The sequence below is a fragment of the Microbacterium lacticum genome (assembly GCF_006716815.1).
Lineage (GTDB): Bacteria > Actinomycetota > Actinomycetes > Actinomycetales > Microbacteriaceae > Microbacterium > Microbacterium lacticum.
Window position 1 is genome coordinate 971,493 of the sequence record NZ_VFPS01000001.1, and the last position, 18,669, is coordinate 990,161.

The 18,669-nt window shown below is 68.6% G+C and carries 17 protein-coding genes and 1 pseudogene; 3 read left to right on the forward strand and 15 right to left on the reverse strand.

Translation table 11 applies throughout. The features are described from left to right. Nucleotides 1-2: 2 nt before the first annotated feature. The 4 genes and pseudogenes from fdxA to FHX68_RS04750 all read right to left on the reverse strand — a co-directional run bounded on the left by fdxA (nt 3) and on the right by FHX68_RS04750 (nt 1,913). Complete coding sequence (gene fdxA, locus FHX68_RS04735; RefSeq protein WP_141380387.1) at nt 3-323, reverse strand: ferredoxin; 321 nt, start codon at nt 321-323, stop codon at nt 3-5. 55 nt (nt 324-378) lie between these two features. Beyond that, nucleotides 379-777: a histidinol dehydrogenase gene (locus FHX68_RS04740; RefSeq protein WP_141380386.1), complete on the reverse strand. Its 399-nt coding sequence runs from the start codon at nt 775-777 to the stop codon at nt 379-381. Nucleotides 778-835: 58 nt separating this feature from the next. After that, complete coding sequence (locus FHX68_RS04745) at nt 836-1,150, reverse strand: AzlD domain-containing protein (RefSeq protein WP_141380385.1); 315 nt, start codon at nt 1,148-1,150, stop codon at nt 836-838. Beyond that, nucleotides 1,147-1,913 (reverse strand): annotated as a pseudogene (locus FHX68_RS04750) (AzlC family ABC transporter permease). Before FHX68_RS04750 ends, FHX68_RS04745 begins: the two are co-directional and overlap by 4 nt. Before the next feature lie 169 nt (nt 1,914-2,082). Here FHX68_RS04750 and FHX68_RS04755 point away from each other — a divergent pair. Further along, nucleotides 2,083-2,433, forward strand: coding sequence for a DUF2200 domain-containing protein (locus FHX68_RS04755; protein ID WP_141380384.1), 351 nt, complete (start codon nt 2,083-2,085; stop codon nt 2,431-2,433). Between the two features lie 14 nt (nt 2,434-2,447). Here FHX68_RS04755 and typA read toward each other — a convergent pair whose 3' ends face one another. From typA to FHX68_RS04805, 11 genes are all read right to left on the reverse strand, one after another. Continuing rightward, nucleotides 2,448-4,361, reverse strand: coding sequence for a translational GTPase TypA (gene typA / locus FHX68_RS04760; RefSeq protein WP_141380383.1), 1,914 nt, complete (start codon nt 4,359-4,361; stop codon nt 2,448-2,450). Nucleotides 4,362-4,445: 84 nt separating this feature from the next. Continuing rightward, nucleotides 4,446-6,128, reverse strand: coding sequence for an ABC transporter family substrate-binding protein (locus FHX68_RS04765; RefSeq protein ID WP_141380382.1), 1,683 nt, complete (start codon nt 6,126-6,128; stop codon nt 4,446-4,448). A 63-nt stretch (nt 6,129-6,191) separates the two neighbouring features. Further along, nucleotides 6,192-8,327, reverse strand: a complete 2,136-nt coding sequence (locus tag FHX68_RS04770) for an ABC transporter ATP-binding protein (RefSeq protein WP_141380381.1) — start codon at nt 8,325-8,327, stop codon at nt 6,192-6,194. Beyond that, nucleotides 8,320-8,706: an ABC transporter permease gene (locus FHX68_RS15740; RefSeq protein WP_229661536.1), complete on the reverse strand. Its 387-nt coding sequence runs from the start codon at nt 8,704-8,706 to the stop codon at nt 8,320-8,322. Before FHX68_RS15740 ends, FHX68_RS04770 begins: the two co-directional genes overlap by 8 nt. Before the next feature lie 6 nt (nt 8,707-8,712). Next, the gene (locus FHX68_RS15745; RefSeq protein ID WP_229661537.1) at nt 8,713-9,237 is read right to left on the reverse strand and encodes an ABC transporter permease; all 525 of its coding nucleotides are present in this window, start codon (nt 9,235-9,237) and stop codon (nt 8,713-8,715) included. Nucleotides 9,238-9,247: 10 nt separating this feature from the next. Beyond that, nucleotides 9,248-10,231 (reverse strand): ABC transporter permease, encoded by a 984-nt coding sequence (locus FHX68_RS04780; protein ID WP_141380380.1) that lies wholly within the window; start codon nt 10,229-10,231, stop codon nt 9,248-9,250. Nucleotides 10,232-10,472: 241 nt separating this feature from the next. Further along, nucleotides 10,473-11,126 (reverse strand): hypothetical protein, encoded by a 654-nt coding sequence (locus FHX68_RS04785; protein WP_229661535.1) that lies wholly within the window; start codon nt 11,124-11,126, stop codon nt 10,473-10,475. 2 nt (nt 11,127-11,128) lie between these two features. Then, nucleotides 11,129-12,811, reverse strand: a complete 1,683-nt coding sequence (locus FHX68_RS04790; protein ID WP_141380378.1) for a dipeptide ABC transporter ATP-binding protein — start codon at nt 12,809-12,811, stop codon at nt 11,129-11,131. After that, on the reverse strand, nt 12,808-13,764 hold the full coding sequence (locus FHX68_RS04795) for an ABC transporter permease (RefSeq protein WP_141380377.1): 957 nt from the start codon (nt 13,762-13,764) through the stop codon (nt 12,808-12,810). Before FHX68_RS04795 ends, FHX68_RS04790 begins: the two co-directional genes overlap by 4 nt. Continuing rightward, entirely contained in the window at nt 13,754-14,683 is a 930-nt protein-coding gene (locus tag FHX68_RS04800) for an ABC transporter permease (protein ID WP_141380376.1), read from the reverse strand. Before FHX68_RS04800 ends, FHX68_RS04795 begins: the two co-directional genes overlap by 11 nt. A 158-nt stretch (nt 14,684-14,841) precedes the next feature. Next, nucleotides 14,842-16,506 carry a peptide ABC transporter substrate-binding protein gene (locus FHX68_RS04805; protein ID WP_141380375.1) on the reverse strand — a complete coding sequence of 555 codons (1,665 nt, stop codon included), beginning with the start codon at nt 16,504-16,506 and terminating at the stop codon, nt 14,842-14,844. A 160-nt stretch (nt 16,507-16,666) separates the two neighbouring features. Between FHX68_RS04805 and FHX68_RS04810 the strand changes: the two genes are divergently transcribed. Continuing rightward, entirely contained in the window at nt 16,667-17,467 is an 801-nt protein-coding gene (locus tag FHX68_RS04810; protein ID WP_141380374.1) for a CPBP family intramembrane glutamic endopeptidase, read from the forward strand. Between the two features lie 221 nt (nt 17,468-17,688). Further along, a complete protein-coding gene (locus FHX68_RS04815) occupies nt 17,689-18,642 on the forward strand; it encodes a hypothetical protein (protein WP_141380373.1) in 954 nt (317 codons plus the stop codon). The last annotated feature ends 27 nt before the right edge of the window (nt 18,643-18,669 follow it).

An 18,669-nucleotide genomic window follows, 5' to 3' on the forward strand; every position in this document is an offset into this window, starting at 1 on the left:
GGTCAGTGTCCCTGCGGCGGGAGCGCGGCGATGATGGGGTGGTCCTTCGCGATCACGCCGACCTTCGCCGCGCCGCCGGGCGAGCCGATGTCCTCGAAGAACTCGACGTTGGCCGTGTAGTAGTCCTGCCACTCTTCGGGCAGGTCGTCCTCGTAGTAGATCGCCTCGACGGGGCAGACCGGTTCGCACGCGCCGCAGTCGACGCACTCATCCGGATGGATGTAGAGGGAGCGCAGGCCTTCGTAGATGCAGTCGACGGGGCATTCGTCGACACAGGCACGGTCCTTCACATCCACGCAGGGCAGGGCGATCACGTACGTCACCCCTCGAGTCTAGTTCGTCGTCCGCTCGGCGGGTTCCGCGTCCGGCGTCGCGCGTCTACGCGCTGGGGGGCGCGGGCGTGTCCCGCCGGCCGGAGCGCGACGGCCAGCCGACGATGATCGCGGCGAGCAGCGGCACGGCGATCGTCCAGACGACGCCGGTGGAGAACTGCCCGTCGGCGGGCGCGGGCACGACGATCGACCCGCCCGGCCCGCGGCCGGAGAACACGAGCGTGGCGAGCATGACGCCCAGTCCGCAGGCGAGCGCCGCCCAGCGGTCGTCGGTGAGGGTGCGGACGGCGAGCATCAGCGCGCCGACGCCGATCACGGCGATGACGAGCCCGAGCGGCACCGGTCCCCACATCGCGGCCTGACCGATCGTGCCGGCGACGCCGTAGACGATGCCGATCACGCCGGCGACGATCCACGTGCCCACGCGCGCCCAGGAGAATCCCACGCGGCCAGCTTAGGCGACAGGCATCCGCGCCGCCCCGCGCGCGGCGCGGCCCCCGGCGCTACGCGGCGAGCCCCCACAGCCGCAGCAACGCGGCGACGACCGCCGCGGCGACCACGACCACGAGGAATGGCGCCCGCACCATGAGCAGCCCGGCGGCGACGAGCAGCGCCGGCACCCGGGCATCCACGACGATCTGCTGGCCGACGCCGAGCGTCTGCACGGCGACCAGGGCGGCGAGAAGCGCCACGGTCAGCAGGTCGATGATGCGCGACGGCGCGGGCGCGGTGAACCACCGCGGCGGGATGAGATACCCGAGCGCCTTGAGCGCGAAGCAGAGCAGGGATGCCACGAGCACGGCCGTCCAGAGGGTCACGGCAGTCCCTCCAGCTCTCCCCCGGGACCCTGCGGGTCACCGCCCGCGTCGGTGCGCGGCTGACCCGCCGGTCTCGGCGGGCGCCGCGGGGCGAACCAGTTCGTCCACCCGACGACGACGGCGACGAGCGCGGCGATCAGCACGGGGATGCCGGGGAGGAGCACCGGCGTCAGCACGGTCGCGACGACAGCCGCCGCCACGCCGACGGCGATGGCCTGCCGCTGCCGCAGGCGCGGCCACAGCAGCGCGAGGAAGGCCGCGGCCGCCGCGGCATCCAGTCCGTACTGCTTCGGGTCGCCGAGCACGTCGCCGAGGAGCGCGCCAAGGAGGGTCGTGAGGTTCCAGCCGAGATAGATGCCGACGCCGGTCACCCAGAATCCGAGCCGGCGCGCCTTCGGCTCTTCGTGTGCGAGCGCGACCGCCGTCGACTCGTCGATCGTGAAGTGCGGGGCGACGATCCGGCGCCACGGCGACGTGCCGACCACCGGCGCCATCCGCAGGCCGTACGCGACGTTCCGCACGCCCAGGAGGCCCGACGAGGCGATCGCGGCGGGGGCGGCCGCCACTCCCCCGGCGCCGATCACGCCGATGAAGGCGAACTGCGACCCCCGGTGAACATCACGAGACTGAGCACGCAGGTCTGCCAGATGTCGAGCCCGGATGCCACGGCCAACGCACCGAACGAGATGCCGTAGGCGCTCGTGGCGAGCGCGACCCCGAGCCCCTCCCGCCGCGCGCGGCGGGAGGCGGCGTCAGTGGTCACCTGCCTGAGCCTACTGACCTGGCAGAGCCCGCCCGCCCGAACTGCAAGGGATTCGGCGCGACACGCCGCGCGGGGCGCTCGGACCACGGCGTGTCGGCGTCGAGGCCTTGCAGTTGCGCCGGGGCGCGGGGCCCGGGGCCAGACGGCGTCGGCGCGTACGCTGGTGGGCATGGACCGGAACGAGCGCCTCTACGGGATGCCTTTCGCGAAGGTGTACCCGCTGTACATCCAGAAGGTGGAGCGGAAGGGGCGCTCGAAGGCCGAGGTCGACGACGCGATCCGCTGGCTGACCGGCTTCACGCAGGACGAGATCGACGCTCACGTGGCATCCGACACGACCTTCCGGGACTTCTTCGCGGACGCCGATCTGAACCCGAACGCGGGCCTCATCACGGGTGGGATCTGCGGCGTGCGCGTCGAGGAGATCGAGGATCCCCTGATGCAGCGGATCCGCTACCTCGACAAGCTCGTCGACGAGGTCGCGCGCGGCAAGGCGATGGACAAGGTCCTCCGCGCCTGACGCGCGCCCCGCGCTCAGGCGTTCGCGTCCTGGCGCTTCGCGCGCGCCGTGGCGCGGCCGCGCTCCGTGGCATCCAGCACGACCTTGCGGATGCGCACCTTCTCGGGCGTGACCTCGACGCATTCGTCGTCGCGCGCGAACTCGAGCGACTCCTCCAGCGTGAGCACGCGCGGCGGCGTCATCGACTCGAAGGAGTCGGACGTCGACGAACGCATGTTCGTGAGCTTCTTCTCCTTGGTGATGTTCACGTCCATGTCGTCGGCGCGCGAGTTCTCGCCGATCACCATGCCCTCATAGACCTCTTCGGTCGGCTGCACGAAGAACGACATGCGCTCCTGCAGGGCGATCATGGCGAAGGGCGTGACGACACCCGACCGGTCGGCGACGATCGACCCGTTCTGACGCGTCGAGATGGCGCCGGCCCAGTCGTCGTAGCCGTACGAGATCGCGTTGGCGATGCCGGTGCCGCGCGTGATCGTGAGGAACTCGCTGCGGAACCCGATGAGCCCGCGCGAGGGCACGACGAACTCCATGCGCACCCAGCCAGTGCCGTGGTTGGTCATCGTGTCCATCCGGCCCTTGCGCGCCGCCATCAGCTGCGTGATCGCGCCGAGGTGCTCTTCGGGCGCGTCGATCGTCAGGTGCTCGAACGGCTCCTTGACCTTGCCGTCCTCACCCTTGCGAGTGACCACCTGGGGCTTGCCGACGGTCAGCTCGAAGCCTTCGCGGCGCATGTTCTCGACGAGGATCGCGAGCGCGAGCTCGCCGCGGCCCTGCACCTCCCAGGCATCCGGACGTCCGATGTCGACGACCTTGAGCGACACATTGCCGATGAGCTCGCGGTCGAGGCGGTCCTTCACCATGCGCGCGGTCAGCTTGTGGCCCTTCACCTTGCCCATGAGGGGCGAGGTGTTCGTGCCGATCGTCATCGAGATCGCGGGGTCGTCGACCGTGATCGCGGGAAGCGCGCGCACGTCTTCGGGGTCGGCGATGGTCTCGCCGATCGTGATGTCCTCGATGCCGGCGATGGCGACGATGTCGCCGGGGCCCGCAGACTCGGCCGGGTAGCGGTCGAGGGCGCGGGTCTTCAGCAGTTCGGTGATGCGGGCGTTGGAGTGGGTGCCGTCGTGGCGCACCCAGGCGACGGTCTGGCCCTTCTTCAGCGTGCCGTTGAACACGCGCAGCAGCGCCAGGCGCCCGAGGAACGGCGACGAGTCGAGGTTCGTCACCCACGCCTGCAGCGGCGCCTCGTCGTCGTAGGCCGGGGCGGGCACGTGCTCGAGGATCGCCTCGAACAGCGGCTCGAGGTCGTCGTTGTCGGGCAGCGTGCCGTTCTCCGGACGGGTGCGGGATGCCGCGCCGGCGCGCCCGGAGGCGTAGACGACCGGCACGTCGAGGAGCGCGTCGACGTCGAGGTCGGGCACATCGTCGACGAGGTCGCCGGCGAGGCCCAGCAGCAGGTCGTGCGCCTCCTCCTCGACCTCGGCGATGCGCGCGTCGGGGCGGTCGGTCTTGTTGACCAGCAGGATGACCGGGAGCTTCGCCTCGAGCGCCTTGCGCAGCACGAAGCGGGTCTGCGGAAGCGGGCCCTCCGAGGCATCCACGAGCAGCACCACGCCGTCGACCATCGACAGGCCGCGCTCGACCTCGCCGCCGAAGTCGGCGTGACCGGGGGTGTCGATCACGTTGATCGTCACGGGGGTGTCGGTGTGGACGCCGTTGTAGGTGATCGCCGTGTTCTTGGCGAGGATCGTGATGCCCTTTTCGCGCTCGAGGTCGTTCGAGTCCATGGCGCGCTCTTCCATGTGCTCGTGCGAGCCGAAGGAGCCGGTCTGGCGCAGCATCGCGTCGACGAGCGTCGTCTTGCCGTGGTCGACGTGCGCCACGATCGCGACGTTGCGGAGGTCCGGACGGAGGGCGTGCGCCATGGAATGCCTAACGAAAGAATGGGATGCGCCCCGAGCGGAGCGCATCCCATTCTACAAGGGATGACCGTCAGTGACGGTCAGACCTCACTTCTTCCAGCCGACGACCGTCCAGTCGACCGGCGAGTAGCCGAACATCGCCGCACCGTAGTTGACGAGGCCCTGCTTCACGGCCCACACGTTGGGCAGCGGCGCGATCGGGAACATCGGGACGTACGACCAGATGGTGTCGTTGATCTCGTGCGCGATCTCGATGCGCTTGTCGGGGTCGAGTTCGGTGTTCGCCTTGGTCCACAGGTCGCCGAGCTTCTCGTCGGTCGTGCCGGTGTAGTTCTGACCCGAGTCGAGCGGGTAGAACAGCGACTCCCTCGACGAGATCGGGAAGGGCGTGCCCTGCCACGAGAAGCTGACCATCTCGAAGTTGCCGGGGATCACGTAGTCGCTGAAGTACTGCGCGACCGGAACCGTCGTCAGTTCGACCGGGATGCCGAAGTCACCGAGGTCGGCCTGCACCTGCTCGGAACGCTGGATGTTCGTCGTCGTGTCGGCGGGAACCGTGATCGTGAGCTTGAGCGCCTCGCCGTCCTTCGTCCAGCTGTCGCCCTCCTTCGTGTAGCCGGCGTCCTTCAGGAAGCCCTCGGCCGCGGCGGTGTCGCGCGGCAGCGCCTTGTCCTGGTAGCCCTTCTGGCCGTTCATGAAGATGTAGTCGCCCTGGGTGACGGCGGGAACACCGACGGGGGTGTTGGCAGCCGCCGCGATCTGCTCGCGGTTGACGACGGATGCCACGGCCTTGCGGACGTTGACGTCCGACAGCGGGCCCGACTTGGCGTTCATCGTGACGTGGGTCCAGGTGAGACCGTTCGTGGCCTGGATCTCGGCGTCGTCACGCGACTTCGCGGTGGCGTACAGGTCGGCGTTCGCCGAGATGTACAGCGCGTCGATCTCCTTGTTGGCGAACGACGAGCCCTGCTGGGCCTGGCTGACCACCTTGAAGAGGATCGTGTCGAGCTTCGGCTTCTCGCCCCACCACACCGGGTTGGGCGTCAGGGTGACGACCTGGCCGGTCTGGTCGATGTTGGAGATCACGTACGGGCCGTACGACGGCATCGCCTTCGCGGTGTACCCCGTGTTGAAGGCCGTCGGGTCGTTCGCGATGGCAGCGGGCAGCACCGTGCCGCCGAACAGGCTCTGCCAGTCGGCGAACACCGAGCTGAAGGTGACCTTCACGTCGAACTCGTCCGAGCCCTGCTCGACCGAGCCGATCTGGTCCCACCCGGTCGTCGAGACGACCTGGTAGGCCTCGTTGGTTCCGTTGAGCGCCTTCCAGGTGGCCTCGTAGTCGGCGACGGTGATGGGCGTGCCGTCTTCCCAGACCGCCTTGGGGTTGAGCTTGATCTCGACGACCTGGGGGTCTTCGCTCGTGAGCTCGACCGAGGACGCGTAGTCGGGGTTGACCTCGGTGCCGCCGTCGGTGGTGATCCGCAGCGGCCCGCCCTGGGTGGGCGAGAGCAGCGTGTTGGTGTCGACCTCGTTGCCGTCGATCTGCGAGTTGTTGTAGTTGACCGGCAGGGCGCCGACGGCGAGCGTCAGCGTGCCGCCGTCCTGAACGTCGCCCGCGTCGGCGGCATCCCAGTCGACCGTCGGCAGCGCCGCTGCCGGGCTGTCGGTCGAGCTCGGCGCGGTGTTGCCTGCGGCGCAGCCGGCGAAGACCATCGCTGCTGCGCTGAGCAGAGCGACGGCGCCGAGCGCTTTTGCACTCCGTGTCCTCATGTGATCTTTCCTTTCGTTACCTTCTGGGGGCCCGGGCGAGGTGGTGCGCTCGCCGGGGGTCTGTTACGACGCGGCGGCCAGCACCGTGTCGGAGACGAGCTCGGAGCGGTCGGCGTGGTGGCACGCGACCTTCGAACGGCCGTGGGGGGTGAGTTGCGGGTCGGAGGCCCGGCAGAGCTCCTGCGCGGACTCGTCGAGGAGCGCATAGAGCGGGCAACGGGTGCGGAAGCGGCATCCGCTGATCTCCTGCGTGGGGCTCGGCAGGTCGCCGTTGAGGAGGATCCGGGTGCGTCCGCGCTCGATCGCCGGGTCGGGGATCGGCGCCGCGGAGATCAGCGCCTTCGTGTACGGATGCCGCGGATTGTTGAACACCTCGGCGGCGGGGCCCTGCTCGACGATCACGCCGAGGTACATGACCGCGACGTCGTCGGCGATCTGCCGGACGACGGCGAGGTCGTGCGCGACGAAGAGGTACGAGAGCCCCAGACGCTCGCGCAGGTCCTCGAGCAGGTTGATGACACCCGCCTGGATCGACACGTCGAGGGCGGAGACCGGCTCGTCGAGGATGAGCACGGCGGGGTTGGTCGACAGAGCGCGAGCGATGCCGATGCGCTGGCGCTGACCGCCGGAGAACTCGTGCGGGTACCGGTCGGCCATCGCGGGGTCGAGCCCCACGAGGTCGAGCAGCTCCGCGACGCGCTCGTCGCGTTCGGACTTCGAAACGCCCTGCACGCGCAGCGGCTCCGTGATCACCTCGCCGACCGGGAGGCGCGGGTCGATCGCGCCCATCGGGTCCTGGAAGACGATCTGCACGTCGCGCCGGAGGTTCTTGATCTCCTTCTTCGACGCCTCGGAGACATCGACGCCCTCGATGCGGATCGACCCCGACTGCGGGGCGGTCATCTCCATCACCTCGAGGATCGTCGTCGTCTTGCCGCACCCCGACTCTCCCACGAGGCCGAGCGTGCGCCCGGGGCGAAGCGTGAACGACACCCCGTCGACGGCGCGCACCGTGCCGACGCGTCGCGGGAACACCGAACCGCGCATCAACGGGAAGTGCCGTGTGAGGTCGGACACCTCGAGCACCGGCTGCTGATCGGTCTCGGCGCGCTCTTCGGCCGGAAGCGGCTCGGGGCGGGGGAACACCTCGGCCCGCACCAGCTCGCCGTCCACGATCTCTCCGGCGCGGATGCACGCGGAGACATGGGTCGGCGAGGCCGGATCGTGCGCGACGAGCGAGGGCTCGACCTCTCGGCACGCGTCGACCGCGATCGGGCAGCGGGCGGCGAAGGGGCATCCCTTCGGCAGGTTCGCGAGGGACGGCGGGCGCCCCTCCAGCGGCACGAGCCGCTGCGTGCCGGCGGTGAGCATGTTCGGCACCGAGCGCAGGAGGCCGATCGTGTACGGCATCTGCGGCGCGGCGAACACCTCGCCGGTCGCGCCGAGCTCGACCATCTTGCCGGCGTACATCACCCCGACGCGGTCGGCGTGGCCGGCGACGACACCGAGGTCGTGCGTGATGAGCACGACGGATGCCCCGGTGATGTCCTTGGCCGTCTCGAGCACCTCGAGGATCTGCGCCTGGATCGTGACGTCGAGCGCGGTCGTCGGCTCGTCGGCGATGATGACCTTCGGGTCGTTCGCGATCGCCATCGCGATCATCGCGCGCTGACGCATGCCGCCGGAGTACTCGTGCGGGAACGCGCGGGCGCGCCGCTCGGCGTCGGGGATGCCGACGACCTTGAGCAACTCGACGGCGCGGGCGGCGGCGGCCTGCATCGACAGCTTGCTGTCGTGCAGGCGCAGCGCCTCGCTGATCTGGTCGCCGACGGTGTAGACGGGGGTGAGCGCCGACAGCGGGTCCTGGAAGACCATCGCCAGCTCCTTGCCGCGGATGCGGGAGAGCTTGTTGTCGTCGAGACCGATCAGCGGGCGGCCCTCGAACTCGATCGAGCCGGTGATCTCGGCCGTCGAGGGCAGCAGGCCCATGATCGCGAGCGACGAGACCGACTTGCCCGATCCCGACTCCCCCACGATGCCGAGGAACTCGCCCGGGTAGACGTCGTACGAGATCCCGCGCACCGCCTGCACGGCGTCGCCGTCGCGCTGCGGGAACGTGACGCTCAGGTCGCGCACCGACAGGAGCGGTGTCCCCGTCCGCTCGCGCGTTGCGGTGGCGAAGGTGGCGGGCTCAGTCACGGTTCATTCCAGAGGTGGGGTCGATCGCGTCGCGCAGCGCATCGCCGACGAGGCTGATGGCGAACAGCAGGATGATGAGGACGAAGGCGGGGAAGACGAACAGCCACGGGCGCGTCACCGCCGCGGCGGTGCCGTCGGACAGGAGCGTGCCGAGGGAGACGTCGGGCTTCTGGATGCCGAAGCCGAAGTAGCTGAGGGACGTCTCGGCCATGATCGCAGAGACGACGCCGAGCGTCGCGTCGATGATGAGCAGCGACGCCATGTTCGGGATGATGTGGCGCGAGAGGATCGTGTGCGTCGGCTCGCCCATATAGCGCGCGGCGCGCACGAAGTCGCGGTTGCGGAGGGATCTCGTCTGGGACCTGACGACCTGCGCCATGATCATCTAGCTGAACAGGGCGATGTAGAACATCAGCACCACCCACGACAGCCCCTTGATGAGCGGGCTCAGCAGGATGAACAGGAAGAAGGCGGGGATGACGAGCAGCAGCAGGATGATCCACTGGATCACCCGGTCGACCCAGCCGCCGATGTATCCGGCCGTCGAACCCACGAGCGCCGCGATGATCGTGGCCGTCGGTCCGGCGACCAGACCGATGACGAGCGACTTCTGCAGGCCCGCGAGGGTCTGGGCGTAGATGTCCTGCCCGATCGAGTTGGTGCCGAACCAGTGGATCATGGTCGGGCCCATGCCCATGTTGAGCGGATCGCGGTCGGTGATCGACCACGGATAGACGAGCGGCCCGACGAACGCCCAGAGGATGATCGCGACGACGACCACGATGCCGATCCAGAATCGGGGCATCTTCTTCAACCGCGACCAGACGAGCCCCGAGCGCGAGAGCGGCTTGCGGGTCTGCGTGACGTCGCTGACGCTCTCGAGCGACTCCTCGATCGCTTTCTCCTGCATCACGGACACGTCAGCTCCTCACTCTCGGATCGAGTGCGGCGTAGAGCACTTCGGACAGCGTCGACGCGATGAGGTACAGGATCGCGACGAACAGGGCGGCACCGGCGACCGCGTTGATGTCGTTCTTCTGGATGGCCTCGATCTGGAACTGCCCCATGCCGCGCCAGCTGAAGACGATCTCGAGCATCGCGGAGCCCGCGATCAGCGTGCCGAAGCTGTAGGCGAAGAAGGTCGACATCGGGATGAGGGCCAGCCGCACGCCGTGCCGGAAGAGCGCCTTCGTGCGCGGCAGCCCCTTGGCGCGGGCGGTGCGGATGTAGTCGGCGCCGAGCACGTCGAGCATGACGCTGCGCTGATAGCGCGAGAAGGATGCCGCGCTGATGAGCACGAGCGCGATCGTGGGCAGCAGCAGGTGGATGGCCCTGTCGAGGGCGAGATCCCACCAGCTGCCGCTGATGCCCGCCGTGTACTCACCGGTGAAGGTGATGACTTGAGACCCGACGAGGTTGTTGAACTGCGTCGCGAGGATCATCAGCAGCACGCCGATCACGAAGGTCGGCGTCGCGAACACGATGTAGGAGGCGTACGTGACGATCTGGTCGCTGGCGCGGTACTGGCGCACCGCCCCCCAGACGCCCAGCAGCACGCCGAGGATGGCGCCGATGATCGAGCCGATGAGCAGCAGCCGCAGGCTCGCGCCCGAGCGAGCGGCGATCTCCGCCGTCACCTGGGCGCCCCCGACCGTGGTGCCGAGCGAGAACTGGGTGAACAGGTTCGTCAGCCAGTGCCACAGCCGCACGAGGATCGGCACGTCGGGGTTCACGCCCATGGCATCCAGCGACGCGTCGATCGAGGACTGCGGCGGACTCGGGTTCATTCCGTAGAAGCGCGCGGCGGGGTCGAGCGCGATGCTCGCGAGGATGTACGCCATGCACGTCGCGATGAGGCTCAGGATGGCGTAGTTCAGGAACCGCCGAAAGATGTAGATGGTCATTGAGCCGGCCTCGCGGCCTGCCGGGGGTCAGACGTGCACATCGTCGTTCTTTCGTCAGGGTCAGTCTGGGGAATGCAGCGTGTGCGGGGCCGCGATACCGTCGAGCCCGATCCTTCGACCCTAACCCCAGAGCCACGCTGCGACCGTCGTTGATGGGGAGTCTTTGCACGACCGTAACATTGGGTCACGCCTTCGCAAAATGACCCGTGCGTGGTGGCGTTCATAGGCAATCCTGATACTTTCAGGCGGTCGTGCTGAGCGCAGAGATCACTGCGCCGACCACGATGACGGCGAGAGCCACGAGGGCGGGAACATCCCACGATCGCTGGATGCCGAGGTCGCCGGCATCCCGACCGGCGGGTGCCCCGGCGGCGTCGCCCGACTGCCAGGCATCCACGCCCTGCCAGGCGTCACGCAGTTCGGCGACGTCGCGCAGCGCGGCGGGCACCGCGCGCCCCGGTGACGGGTCGGCGGGGCCCGTGCCGGCCGACCGCGTCCGGTCGGTGCGGGGTGCGCGCCCCGGCCGACCCGCCACCGGGCCGCCGTAGGCGGGCAGCGACGAGCCGTCGTCGAGGCCGAACACGACCTGCCAGCGCATCGCGATGTCGCGCACGCGCGGCCAGGGCACCCGGGTGATACGCAGATAGTTCTGCACGGTGGCGCCCTCGCGGTCGAAGGTGATGTGCGAGGCGTAGAGCAGCACGTACACCGCCCATACGGCGAGCAGCACCCAGGGCACCAGGCGCAGCATCTCGACGACACCCGCCCGCACGAGCGCGTCGCCGAGCAGCAGCACCGCGACGGCGCCCGCGAAGATCAGTGCGATGGTGCCCGAGGTCGCACGAAGGGTCCGGCGCGGCGGGGACGACCCCGCCGCGCCGGAGGAGTGCTGCACGCTCAAGACCCGGCCGCCGCTCCCCCGCCGAGCGGGATCGAGGCGCCGGGGATCGCGTCGAGCAGACGTTTCGTGTACGGCTGGGTCGGGTTCGCGAAGATCTCGTCGACCGTGCCCTGCTCGACGACCTTGCCGCGCTCCATGACGCAGACGAGGTCGGCCGCCACGCGGACCACCGCGAGGTCGTGCGTGATGAACAGGTACGTGAGCCCGAGCTCCGACTGCAGGTCGGCGAGCAGCTTCAGGATCTGATCCTGCACCAGCACGTCGAGCGCCGAGACCGCCTCGTCGAGGATGACGATGTCGGGCTTGAGCGCGAGGGCACGGGCGATCGCGACGCGCTGCCGCTGGCCGCCCGAGAGCTCGTTCGCGTAGCGCGAGGCGAGCGCACGCGGCAGCGACACCTGGTCGAGGAGCTCGTTGACCCGGGCGCGACGCGACGCGGAGTCGCCGACCTTGTGGATCTCGAGCGGCTCGGCGATCGTGTTGCCGATGTTGCGCATCGGGTCGAGCGAACCGTACGGGTCCTGGAACACCGGCTGCATGCGCCGGCGCAGGTCGAAGGTCTGCTTGCGGGAGAGCCCGGAGACGTCGACGCCGTCGATCTCGATCGCCCCGGAGGTCGGGTCTTCGAGCTTCAGCACCATCTTCGCGACCGTCGACTTGCCCGATCCCGACTCGCCCACCAGCGCCAGCGTCTTCCCGCGCGGGATGTCGAACGACACGGCATCCACGGCGCGGAACGGCTCGCTGCGGAAGCTGCCCTGACGGATCTTGTAATCCTTCGTCAGGCCGCGCACGCGCAGCGTCGGCGTCGCGTCGGCGAGGTCGTCGAGGGACTTCACGCCGCGGTCCTCCGCCACGGCCTGGATGCGCTGCGAGGCGATCGAGGGCGCGGCGGCGACGAGGCGCTGCGTGTACGGGTGCTGCGGGTTCTCGAGGATGAGGCGGCTCGGGCCGGACTCGACGATCTCGCCGTCCTTCATCACGATGATCCGCTCCGCGCGCTCGGCGGCGAGGCCGAGGTCGTGGGTGATCAGCAGCACCGAGGTGCCCTTCTCGCGGGTGAGCTTCGCCATGTGGTCGAGGATCACGCGCTGCACCGTCACGTCGAGAGCCGAGGTCGGCTCGTCGGCGATCAGCAGCTTCGGGTCGGCGGCGAGGCCGATGCCGATCAGCGCCCGCTGGCGCATGCCGCCGGAGAACTGGTGCGGGTACTGGTGCATGCGCTTCTCGGCATCCGCCAGACCCGCCTGCTTGAGCACCTCGACGGCGCGCGCCTCGATCTCCTTCTTGCCGCTGGCGATGCCGTTGGCGCGCACCGCCTCCTTCACCTGGAAGCCGATGGACCACACCGGGTTGAGGTTCGACATCGGGTCCTGCGGGACGTAGCCGATCTCGCGACCGCGGATCTTCGCCATCTGCGCCTGGTTGTACAGGGTGAGGTCGTCGTCGCCGAGCATGATGCTGCCCGACGTGACGTGACCGGTGCCCGGCAGCAGCTGGATGATCGCGGATGCGGTCGTGGACTTGCCCGACCCCGACTCCCCCACGATGGCGATCGTCTCGCCGGGGAAGATGTCGAAGCTGACGTTGTGCAGCACTTCGCGGCTGCCCGACTGGGATTCGAACGCGACGCGGAGGTCGCGCACGCTCAGCAGCGGTTCGCGGGAGGCCCCGGTCATCGGCGTGCCCTCGCTCTCGGGTCGAGGGCGTCGCGGATGAGCTCGCCCAGAAGGATGAAGGCCAGCACCGTGACCGTGAGGATGATCGACGGGTAGATGAGCGCCATCGGCGCGACGCGCAGCGACTGCTGCGCCTGCGCGATGTCATTACCCCACGACATGACGTTGCTGCCGAGACCGACACCCAGGAACGCCAGCGTCGCCTCTGCGACGATCGCGTAGGCGAGCGAGATCGTCGTGATGACCAGCAGCGGCGCGATCGCGTTCGGCACGACGTGGCTGATGAGGGTGCCGAAGCGCGACTTGCCGAGCGCCCGGGACGCGGTGACGAAGTCGGCCTGACGCACGCGCAGCACTTCGGCGCGCACGACACGGGCCGTGGATGCCCAGGCGAAGCCACCGATCGCGAACGCCAGCGTGAACACGTTGCGGTTCGTGGAGAAGACGCTCATGACGACGATCGCCGCGAGGATGTACGGGATCGAGAAGAAGATGTCGCCGATGCGCGAGAGCAGCGAGTCGAGCCAGCCGCCGTAGAAGCCGGCGAACGCGCCCATGATGAGGCCGATGACCGTGCCGATGATCGTCGCGAGCAGGCCGACGGTCAGCGAGGTGCGCGCACCCCAGACCATGCGCGCCCAGACGTCGCAGCCGAGGAACGTGAAGCCGAGCGGATGCCCGTCGGTCGGGCCGCCGTTGCTGTTTCCGAGCTGGCAGTCGTTGTTCGGCGGAACCTGCGTGAACAGGGTCGGCCAGATGGCCATGAGCAGGACGATGGCCACCACCAGCAGGCTCAGCCAGAACACGGGGCGGCGGCGCAGGTCGCGCCACGCGTCCGTCCAGAGGTTGCTCGGCTTCTCGTCGACGCGGACGGCGTCGACGACGAGCGTCGTGGTCGGGACGGGAGCGACGTAGTGGTTCACCCCCGTGGGGTCGTTGCGATCACTTGACATAGCGGATCCTCGGGTCGAGCAGGCCGTAGAGCAGGTCCACGAGCAGGTTGACGAGCACGTAGATGATGACGAACACCGTGACGAAGGACACGACGGTCGGACCCTCGTGCTTCTGGATGGCGAGGAAGAGCGTGTTGCCGACGCCGGGCACGTTGAAGATGCCCTCGGTCACGGTCGCACCCACCAGCAGCACGCCGAAGTTGGTGGCGGTGTTCGTGATGACGGGGATGAGCGAGTTGCGCAGCACGTGCACGGGGATGACGCGGCGACGCGGCAGGCCCTTGCTGTACGCGGTGCGCACCCAGTCCTGGTTGAGCGTGTCGATGACCGAGGAGCGCATGAGCCGCATGCTGGTGGCGTACAGGCTGAGGCCGAGCACGATGGCCGGCAGCCACAGGTCGCCCCAGTCGTTCTGCGCACCCACGGTGGGCTTGAACCAGCCCCACTGGATCGCGAGGAAGTACTGCGCCAGGAAGCTCAGGACGAAGATCGGCACCGCCACGAAGATCAGCGCGATCACGAGCATCGTGTTGTCGAAAAGCTTGCCCTTGCGCAGCGCCGAGATCGTGCCGATGATGATCGCCAGCGTGAACTCGATCGCGATGGCCATGACGGCGAGGCGCGCCGTGACCGGGAGGGTGCGGGCGAGCACGTCGTTGACCGACTGGCCCGAGAAGGTCGAGCCGAGGTCCCCCTGGAAGATGCCGGTGATGTAGTAGAAGTACTGCACGAGGAACGGCTGATCGAGGTGGTATTGCGCGCGCAGCTGCTCGACGACCGCGGGGTTCGGCGTCTTGTCGCCGAACAGGGCGACGATCGGGTCTCCGGGCAGCGCGAAGACCATGAAATAGATGAGCAGTGTGGCCCCGAAGAACACCGGGATCACCTGCAACAGGCGTCTGAGGATGTAACCGAACATCCCTCTCCTTCAGATGTGGGGTGCGGCCCGTCGGGTACGGCCGGCTCACCCGCGAGAAGCATCGTGCCGCGCAGACGGCGCGGACGCGAGAGCCAGATGGACATACCGCGGGGCGGTGACGAGGTGTCACCGCCCCACGGATGATCAGGATGATCTGATTACTTGGTGATGAGGTAGTACAGCGGCACCGAGTTCCAACCGAACTCGACGTTCTGCACGCCCTCGGCGAAACCGCCGGTGACGTTCTGGTACCACAGCGGGGTCGCCGGGAGGTCCTTCAGCAGGATCGACTGCGCCTTCTGGAAGTACTCGTTGGCCGTGGCCGAGTCGGTCGCTGAGATGCCGTCGGAGAGGAGCTTGTCGAACTCGGGGTTCGAGTAGTCACCGTCGTTCGAGCCGGCGTTGGTCGCGTAGAGCGGGCCGAGGAAGTTGTACAGACCGGGGTAGTCGGCCTGCCATCCGGTGCGGAACGCCGTCTGGATCGTGCGACCCGTGACGTCCTTGCGGAGTGAGGCAAAGTCGGCGTAGGGGTTGCCCGACGCGTCGATGCCGAGGGTGTTCTTGATCGAGTTGGTCACCGCGTCGACCCACGTCTGGTGGCCGCCGTCAGCGTTGTACGAGATCTGGAACGCGCCCGACCACGGCGCGATGGCGTCGGCCTGGGCCCACAGCTTCTTCGCCTCGTCGGGGTTGTACGCGAGCACCTCGGAGCCTTCGAGCTTGTCCGACCAACCGTCGATGACGGGCGAGGTGAAGTCGCTCGCGGGGGTGCGGGTCTCGTTGAAGACGACCTTGGTGATCTCCGGCCGGTTGATCGACATGGAGATCGCCTGGCGGCGCAGCTGGCCCTCCTCGCCCGAGAAGTGCGGGAGGCGCTCCGGGACGGTGAAGGACCGGAAGATCGCGGCGGGCTGGTTGACCGCGCGGTCGCCGAGCTCGGACTGGAAGGTCGCGAGCGCGGACGGCGGGACGCCGTCGATCACGTCGACCTGACCCGAGAGCAGGTCGGCGTATGCCGCGTCCTGCGTCCCGTAGAAGACGATGTCGAGGCCGGCGTTGTGCGCTGCACGGCCGCCCTGGTAGTCCTCGTTCTTCACGAGCGAGATCTGCACGTCGTGCTGCCACGCGTCGTCGGAGGCGATCTTGTAGGGGCCGTTGCCGATCGGGTTCTGGCCGAAGGCATCCATGTCCTCGAACGCGGCGTCGGGCAGCGGGTAGAACGCCGAGTAGCCCAGGCGCAGCGCGAAGTCGGAGGCCGGCTTGTTGAGCGCGATCGTGAAGGTGTAGTCGTCGACTTCCTTCAGACCGGACATCGGGCCCTGCGCGCCGTAGAGGTCGTCGTCGGTTCCGGCTTGGCCGTCCGCGCCCGCGTTGTTCTCGAAGCCCTCGATGTCCTCGAAGAAGTAGCTGTTGAGCTGGGCGTTGGACTGCAGCGCACCGTAGTTCCACGCGTCGATGAAGTTGTGGGCCTGCACCTCGGTGCCGTCCGTGAACTTCTGGCCCTTCTTGAGCTTGACCGTGAGGTTCTGCGCGTCGTCGACGGTGATCGACTCGGCCATGTCGTTCTGCGGCGCGCCCTTGGCGTCGTAGTAGACCAGGCCCGCGAAGATCTCGTCGAGGATCTTGCCGCCACCGACCTCGTTGGTGTTGGTCGGGATCAGCGGGTTCGCGGGCTCAGTCCCATTGGTCTTGATGATGGCGGTGCTGTCGCCGCCGCCCGATGCGCTCGGCGTGCCGCCGCCGCTGCCGGAGCAGCCCGTGAGGGCGAGTCCTCCGGCGACGAGCAGCGCGATGCCCGCGAGGGCGATCTTGTTGCGCTTCAACTTGTCCTCCTGTGCAGGGTGAATCGCCCACGGCGTGCTGTGTGAACGCAGGGGCGGGAATAGGGAAACTGTAAGTAACCGAACAGTCTTCGACAAATCAACCTCGGAAAACGTTACAGACCCTTAACTCAACGGACTCCAGACGTGGCAATCTGACAAGATGAGCGCCAATCGTCACCCAATCGGTCCTGTCGCACCCCTGACTTCGCGTGCCGCGTTGCGCACCTCGCTCTGGTGGGAGATCGCGATCGTCCTCGCCCTGTCGGTGGGTCGGTCGGCGGTGTACTCGGTGCTGGCGCTCATCCAGGCGCTGACGAGGGAGCAGGCGCTCGGCGACCAGTCCACCGCGCTCAACCCGGGGGCGGACGCCGAACAGTTCTGGGACGTGCTCTACCAGTTCGTCGGGGCGTTCTTCGGTTTCGCGCCGGTGGCGCTCGCGATCTACCTGCTGTGGGAGCCGGGACGCTCCGCCTTCTGCCGCATCGGCCTCGACTTCCGCGTCTTCGGACGGGATCTCGGCGCAGGCATCCTGCTCGTGCTCGTCATCGGCGTGCCGGGGCTCGGGCTCTACGCGGCCGGGCGCGCGCTCGGTCTGACCGTGCAGGTGGATGCCGCGCCGCTCGACGGCTCGTGGTGGACGGTCCCCCTGCTGCTGATCGCCGCGCTGCGCGCGGGGCTCACCGAGGAGGTCATCTTCATCGGGTACCTGTTCGACCGGCTCCGCCGGCTCGGCTGGGGCACGTTGACGATCATCCTCTCGACGGCGGCGCTCCGCGGCGCGTACCACGCCTACCAGGGCTTCGGCCCGATCGTCGGCAACATCGCGATGGGCATCGTCTTCGGCTGGGTCTACCAGCGCTGGGGCCGGGTGATGCCCCTCGTGATCGCCCACACCCTGATCGACGTGATCGCCTTCGTCGGCTACCCCCTCGCCGCCGCCTGGTGGCCCGCCCTGTTCTGACCCGCGTCACGCGCGTGGCCCCGGTCCGGCCCCTCCGCCGAGACGGCATGCAGCGCGTGAAACGCGGGGGCGTACGCCGCGCTGCATGCCGTCTCGGCGTGAAGTGGGGGGCGCGTCGGAGCGGTGCGGCGCCTCCTCCACAAGGTCGAGAATCGCGGGTGCGAAGAGGACCGGGTGGGGATAACCCGGATACGGTGCCCATCGGCATCGAGGCTGGGCGGATGGACCTCGCAACCTCGCTGCGGCCGTGCCCCGTGCCGCTTCTCATCGCTCACGATGCCGATCCGACGGGGCGGCCGCGGGAGCTACCCGGCCAGATTCGGGTGCGCCGCGGCGTCTACGTGCCTGTGGCTCCGTGGCGTGCGCTCGCGCCGTGGGACCGCTACCTCACCAGGGTGCATGCCGTCGCCGCGGTGCGACCGAACTCGGTGTTCTGCCTCGAATCAGCCGCGGCACTATGCGGACTGCCTCTCTTCGGCGAACCACGCAACATCCACGTCTACGACCCCGTCGCGGCGCGGTCGACGACCTTCGGCGACATCGCCGTGCACACGAGTCGAACACCACGCATCGTGAGCCGCCACGGCGACAACGACGTCGTCGGTGTCGCCGACACCGTCGTCGACCTCGCCCGGGTGTTGCCGCCTGCGTTCGCGCTCGCGACGCTCGACGCCGCGATCGGCCCGGGCTCTGCTGCTCATCTGACTCTCGACACGATCGCAGACCGACTCGCGTGCCGCGCTGACGGCAGCCGCGGCACGCGCCGAGCGCGGTGGGCGATCGATAAAGCCGAGGGGCGCGCAGAGTCGGTTGGAGAGAGCGTCAGCCGTGCCGTGATCGATTGGCTGGGCTACCCTCCCCCGACCCTGCAACGCACGTTCCGGTTCGAGGGAGTCGAGGATCGTGTCGATTTCTTCTGGGAGGAATACGGGGTCGCCGGCGAATCAGACGGTTACGGAAAGTACTCAGCGGATGCCGTGGCATCCGTCATCGGCGAGAAACGTCGTGAAGACCGCCTTCGCCGTCATCTGATTGGCTTCGCGCGGTGGGACTGGACGGATGCCATGCGCGCGGACCCCCTCGACCGGTCGCTCGCCGCCGCTGGCCTTCGCCCGGAACGGGCGCGTCAGCACGGCATGCTCGCAACGCTCCGCCGAAACCCCCGCTCGCTCTAACCGACTCCACGCCCGCACGACCCGGGC

Excerpts from the sequence above, each read along its gene's own strand:
- FHX68_RS04765 (WP_141380382.1), bottom strand. The coding sequence starts at position 6,128 with ATGAGGACACGGAGTGCAAAAGCGCTCGGCGCCGTCGCTCTGCTCAGC.
- typA (WP_141380383.1), bottom strand. The coding sequence starts at position 4,361 with ATGGCGCACGCCCTCCGTCCGGACCTCCGCAACGTCGCGATCGTGGCG.
- FHX68_RS04810 (WP_141380374.1), top strand. The coding sequence starts at position 16,667 with ATGAGCGCCAATCGTCACCCAATCGGTCCTGTCGCACCCCTGACTTCG.
- FHX68_RS04815 (WP_141380373.1), top strand. The coding sequence starts at position 17,689 with ATGGACCTCGCAACCTCGCTGCGGCCGTGCCCCGTGCCGCTTCTCATC.
- FHX68_RS04780 (WP_141380380.1), bottom strand. The coding sequence starts at position 10,231 with ATGACCATCTACATCTTTCGGCGGTTCCTGAACTACGCCATCCTGAGC.
- FHX68_RS04755 (WP_141380384.1), top strand. The coding sequence starts at position 2,083 with ATGGACCGGAACGAGCGCCTCTACGGGATGCCTTTCGCGAAGGTGTAC.
- FHX68_RS04795 (WP_141380377.1), bottom strand. The coding sequence starts at position 13,764 with ATGTCAAGTGATCGCAACGACCCCACGGGGGTGAACCACTACGTCGCT.
- FHX68_RS15745 (WP_229661537.1), bottom strand. The coding sequence starts at position 9,237 with ATGCAGGAGAAAGCGATCGAGGAGTCGCTCGAGAGCGTCAGCGACGTC.
- FHX68_RS15740 (WP_229661536.1), bottom strand. The coding sequence starts at position 8,706 with ATGGCGCAGGTCGTCAGGTCCCAGACGAGATCCCTCCGCAACCGCGAC.
- FHX68_RS04790 (WP_141380378.1), bottom strand. The coding sequence starts at position 12,811 with ATGACCGGGGCCTCCCGCGAACCGCTGCTGAGCGTGCGCGACCTCCGC.
- FHX68_RS04800 (WP_141380376.1), bottom strand. The coding sequence starts at position 14,683 with ATGTTCGGTTACATCCTCAGACGCCTGTTGCAGGTGATCCCGGTGTTC.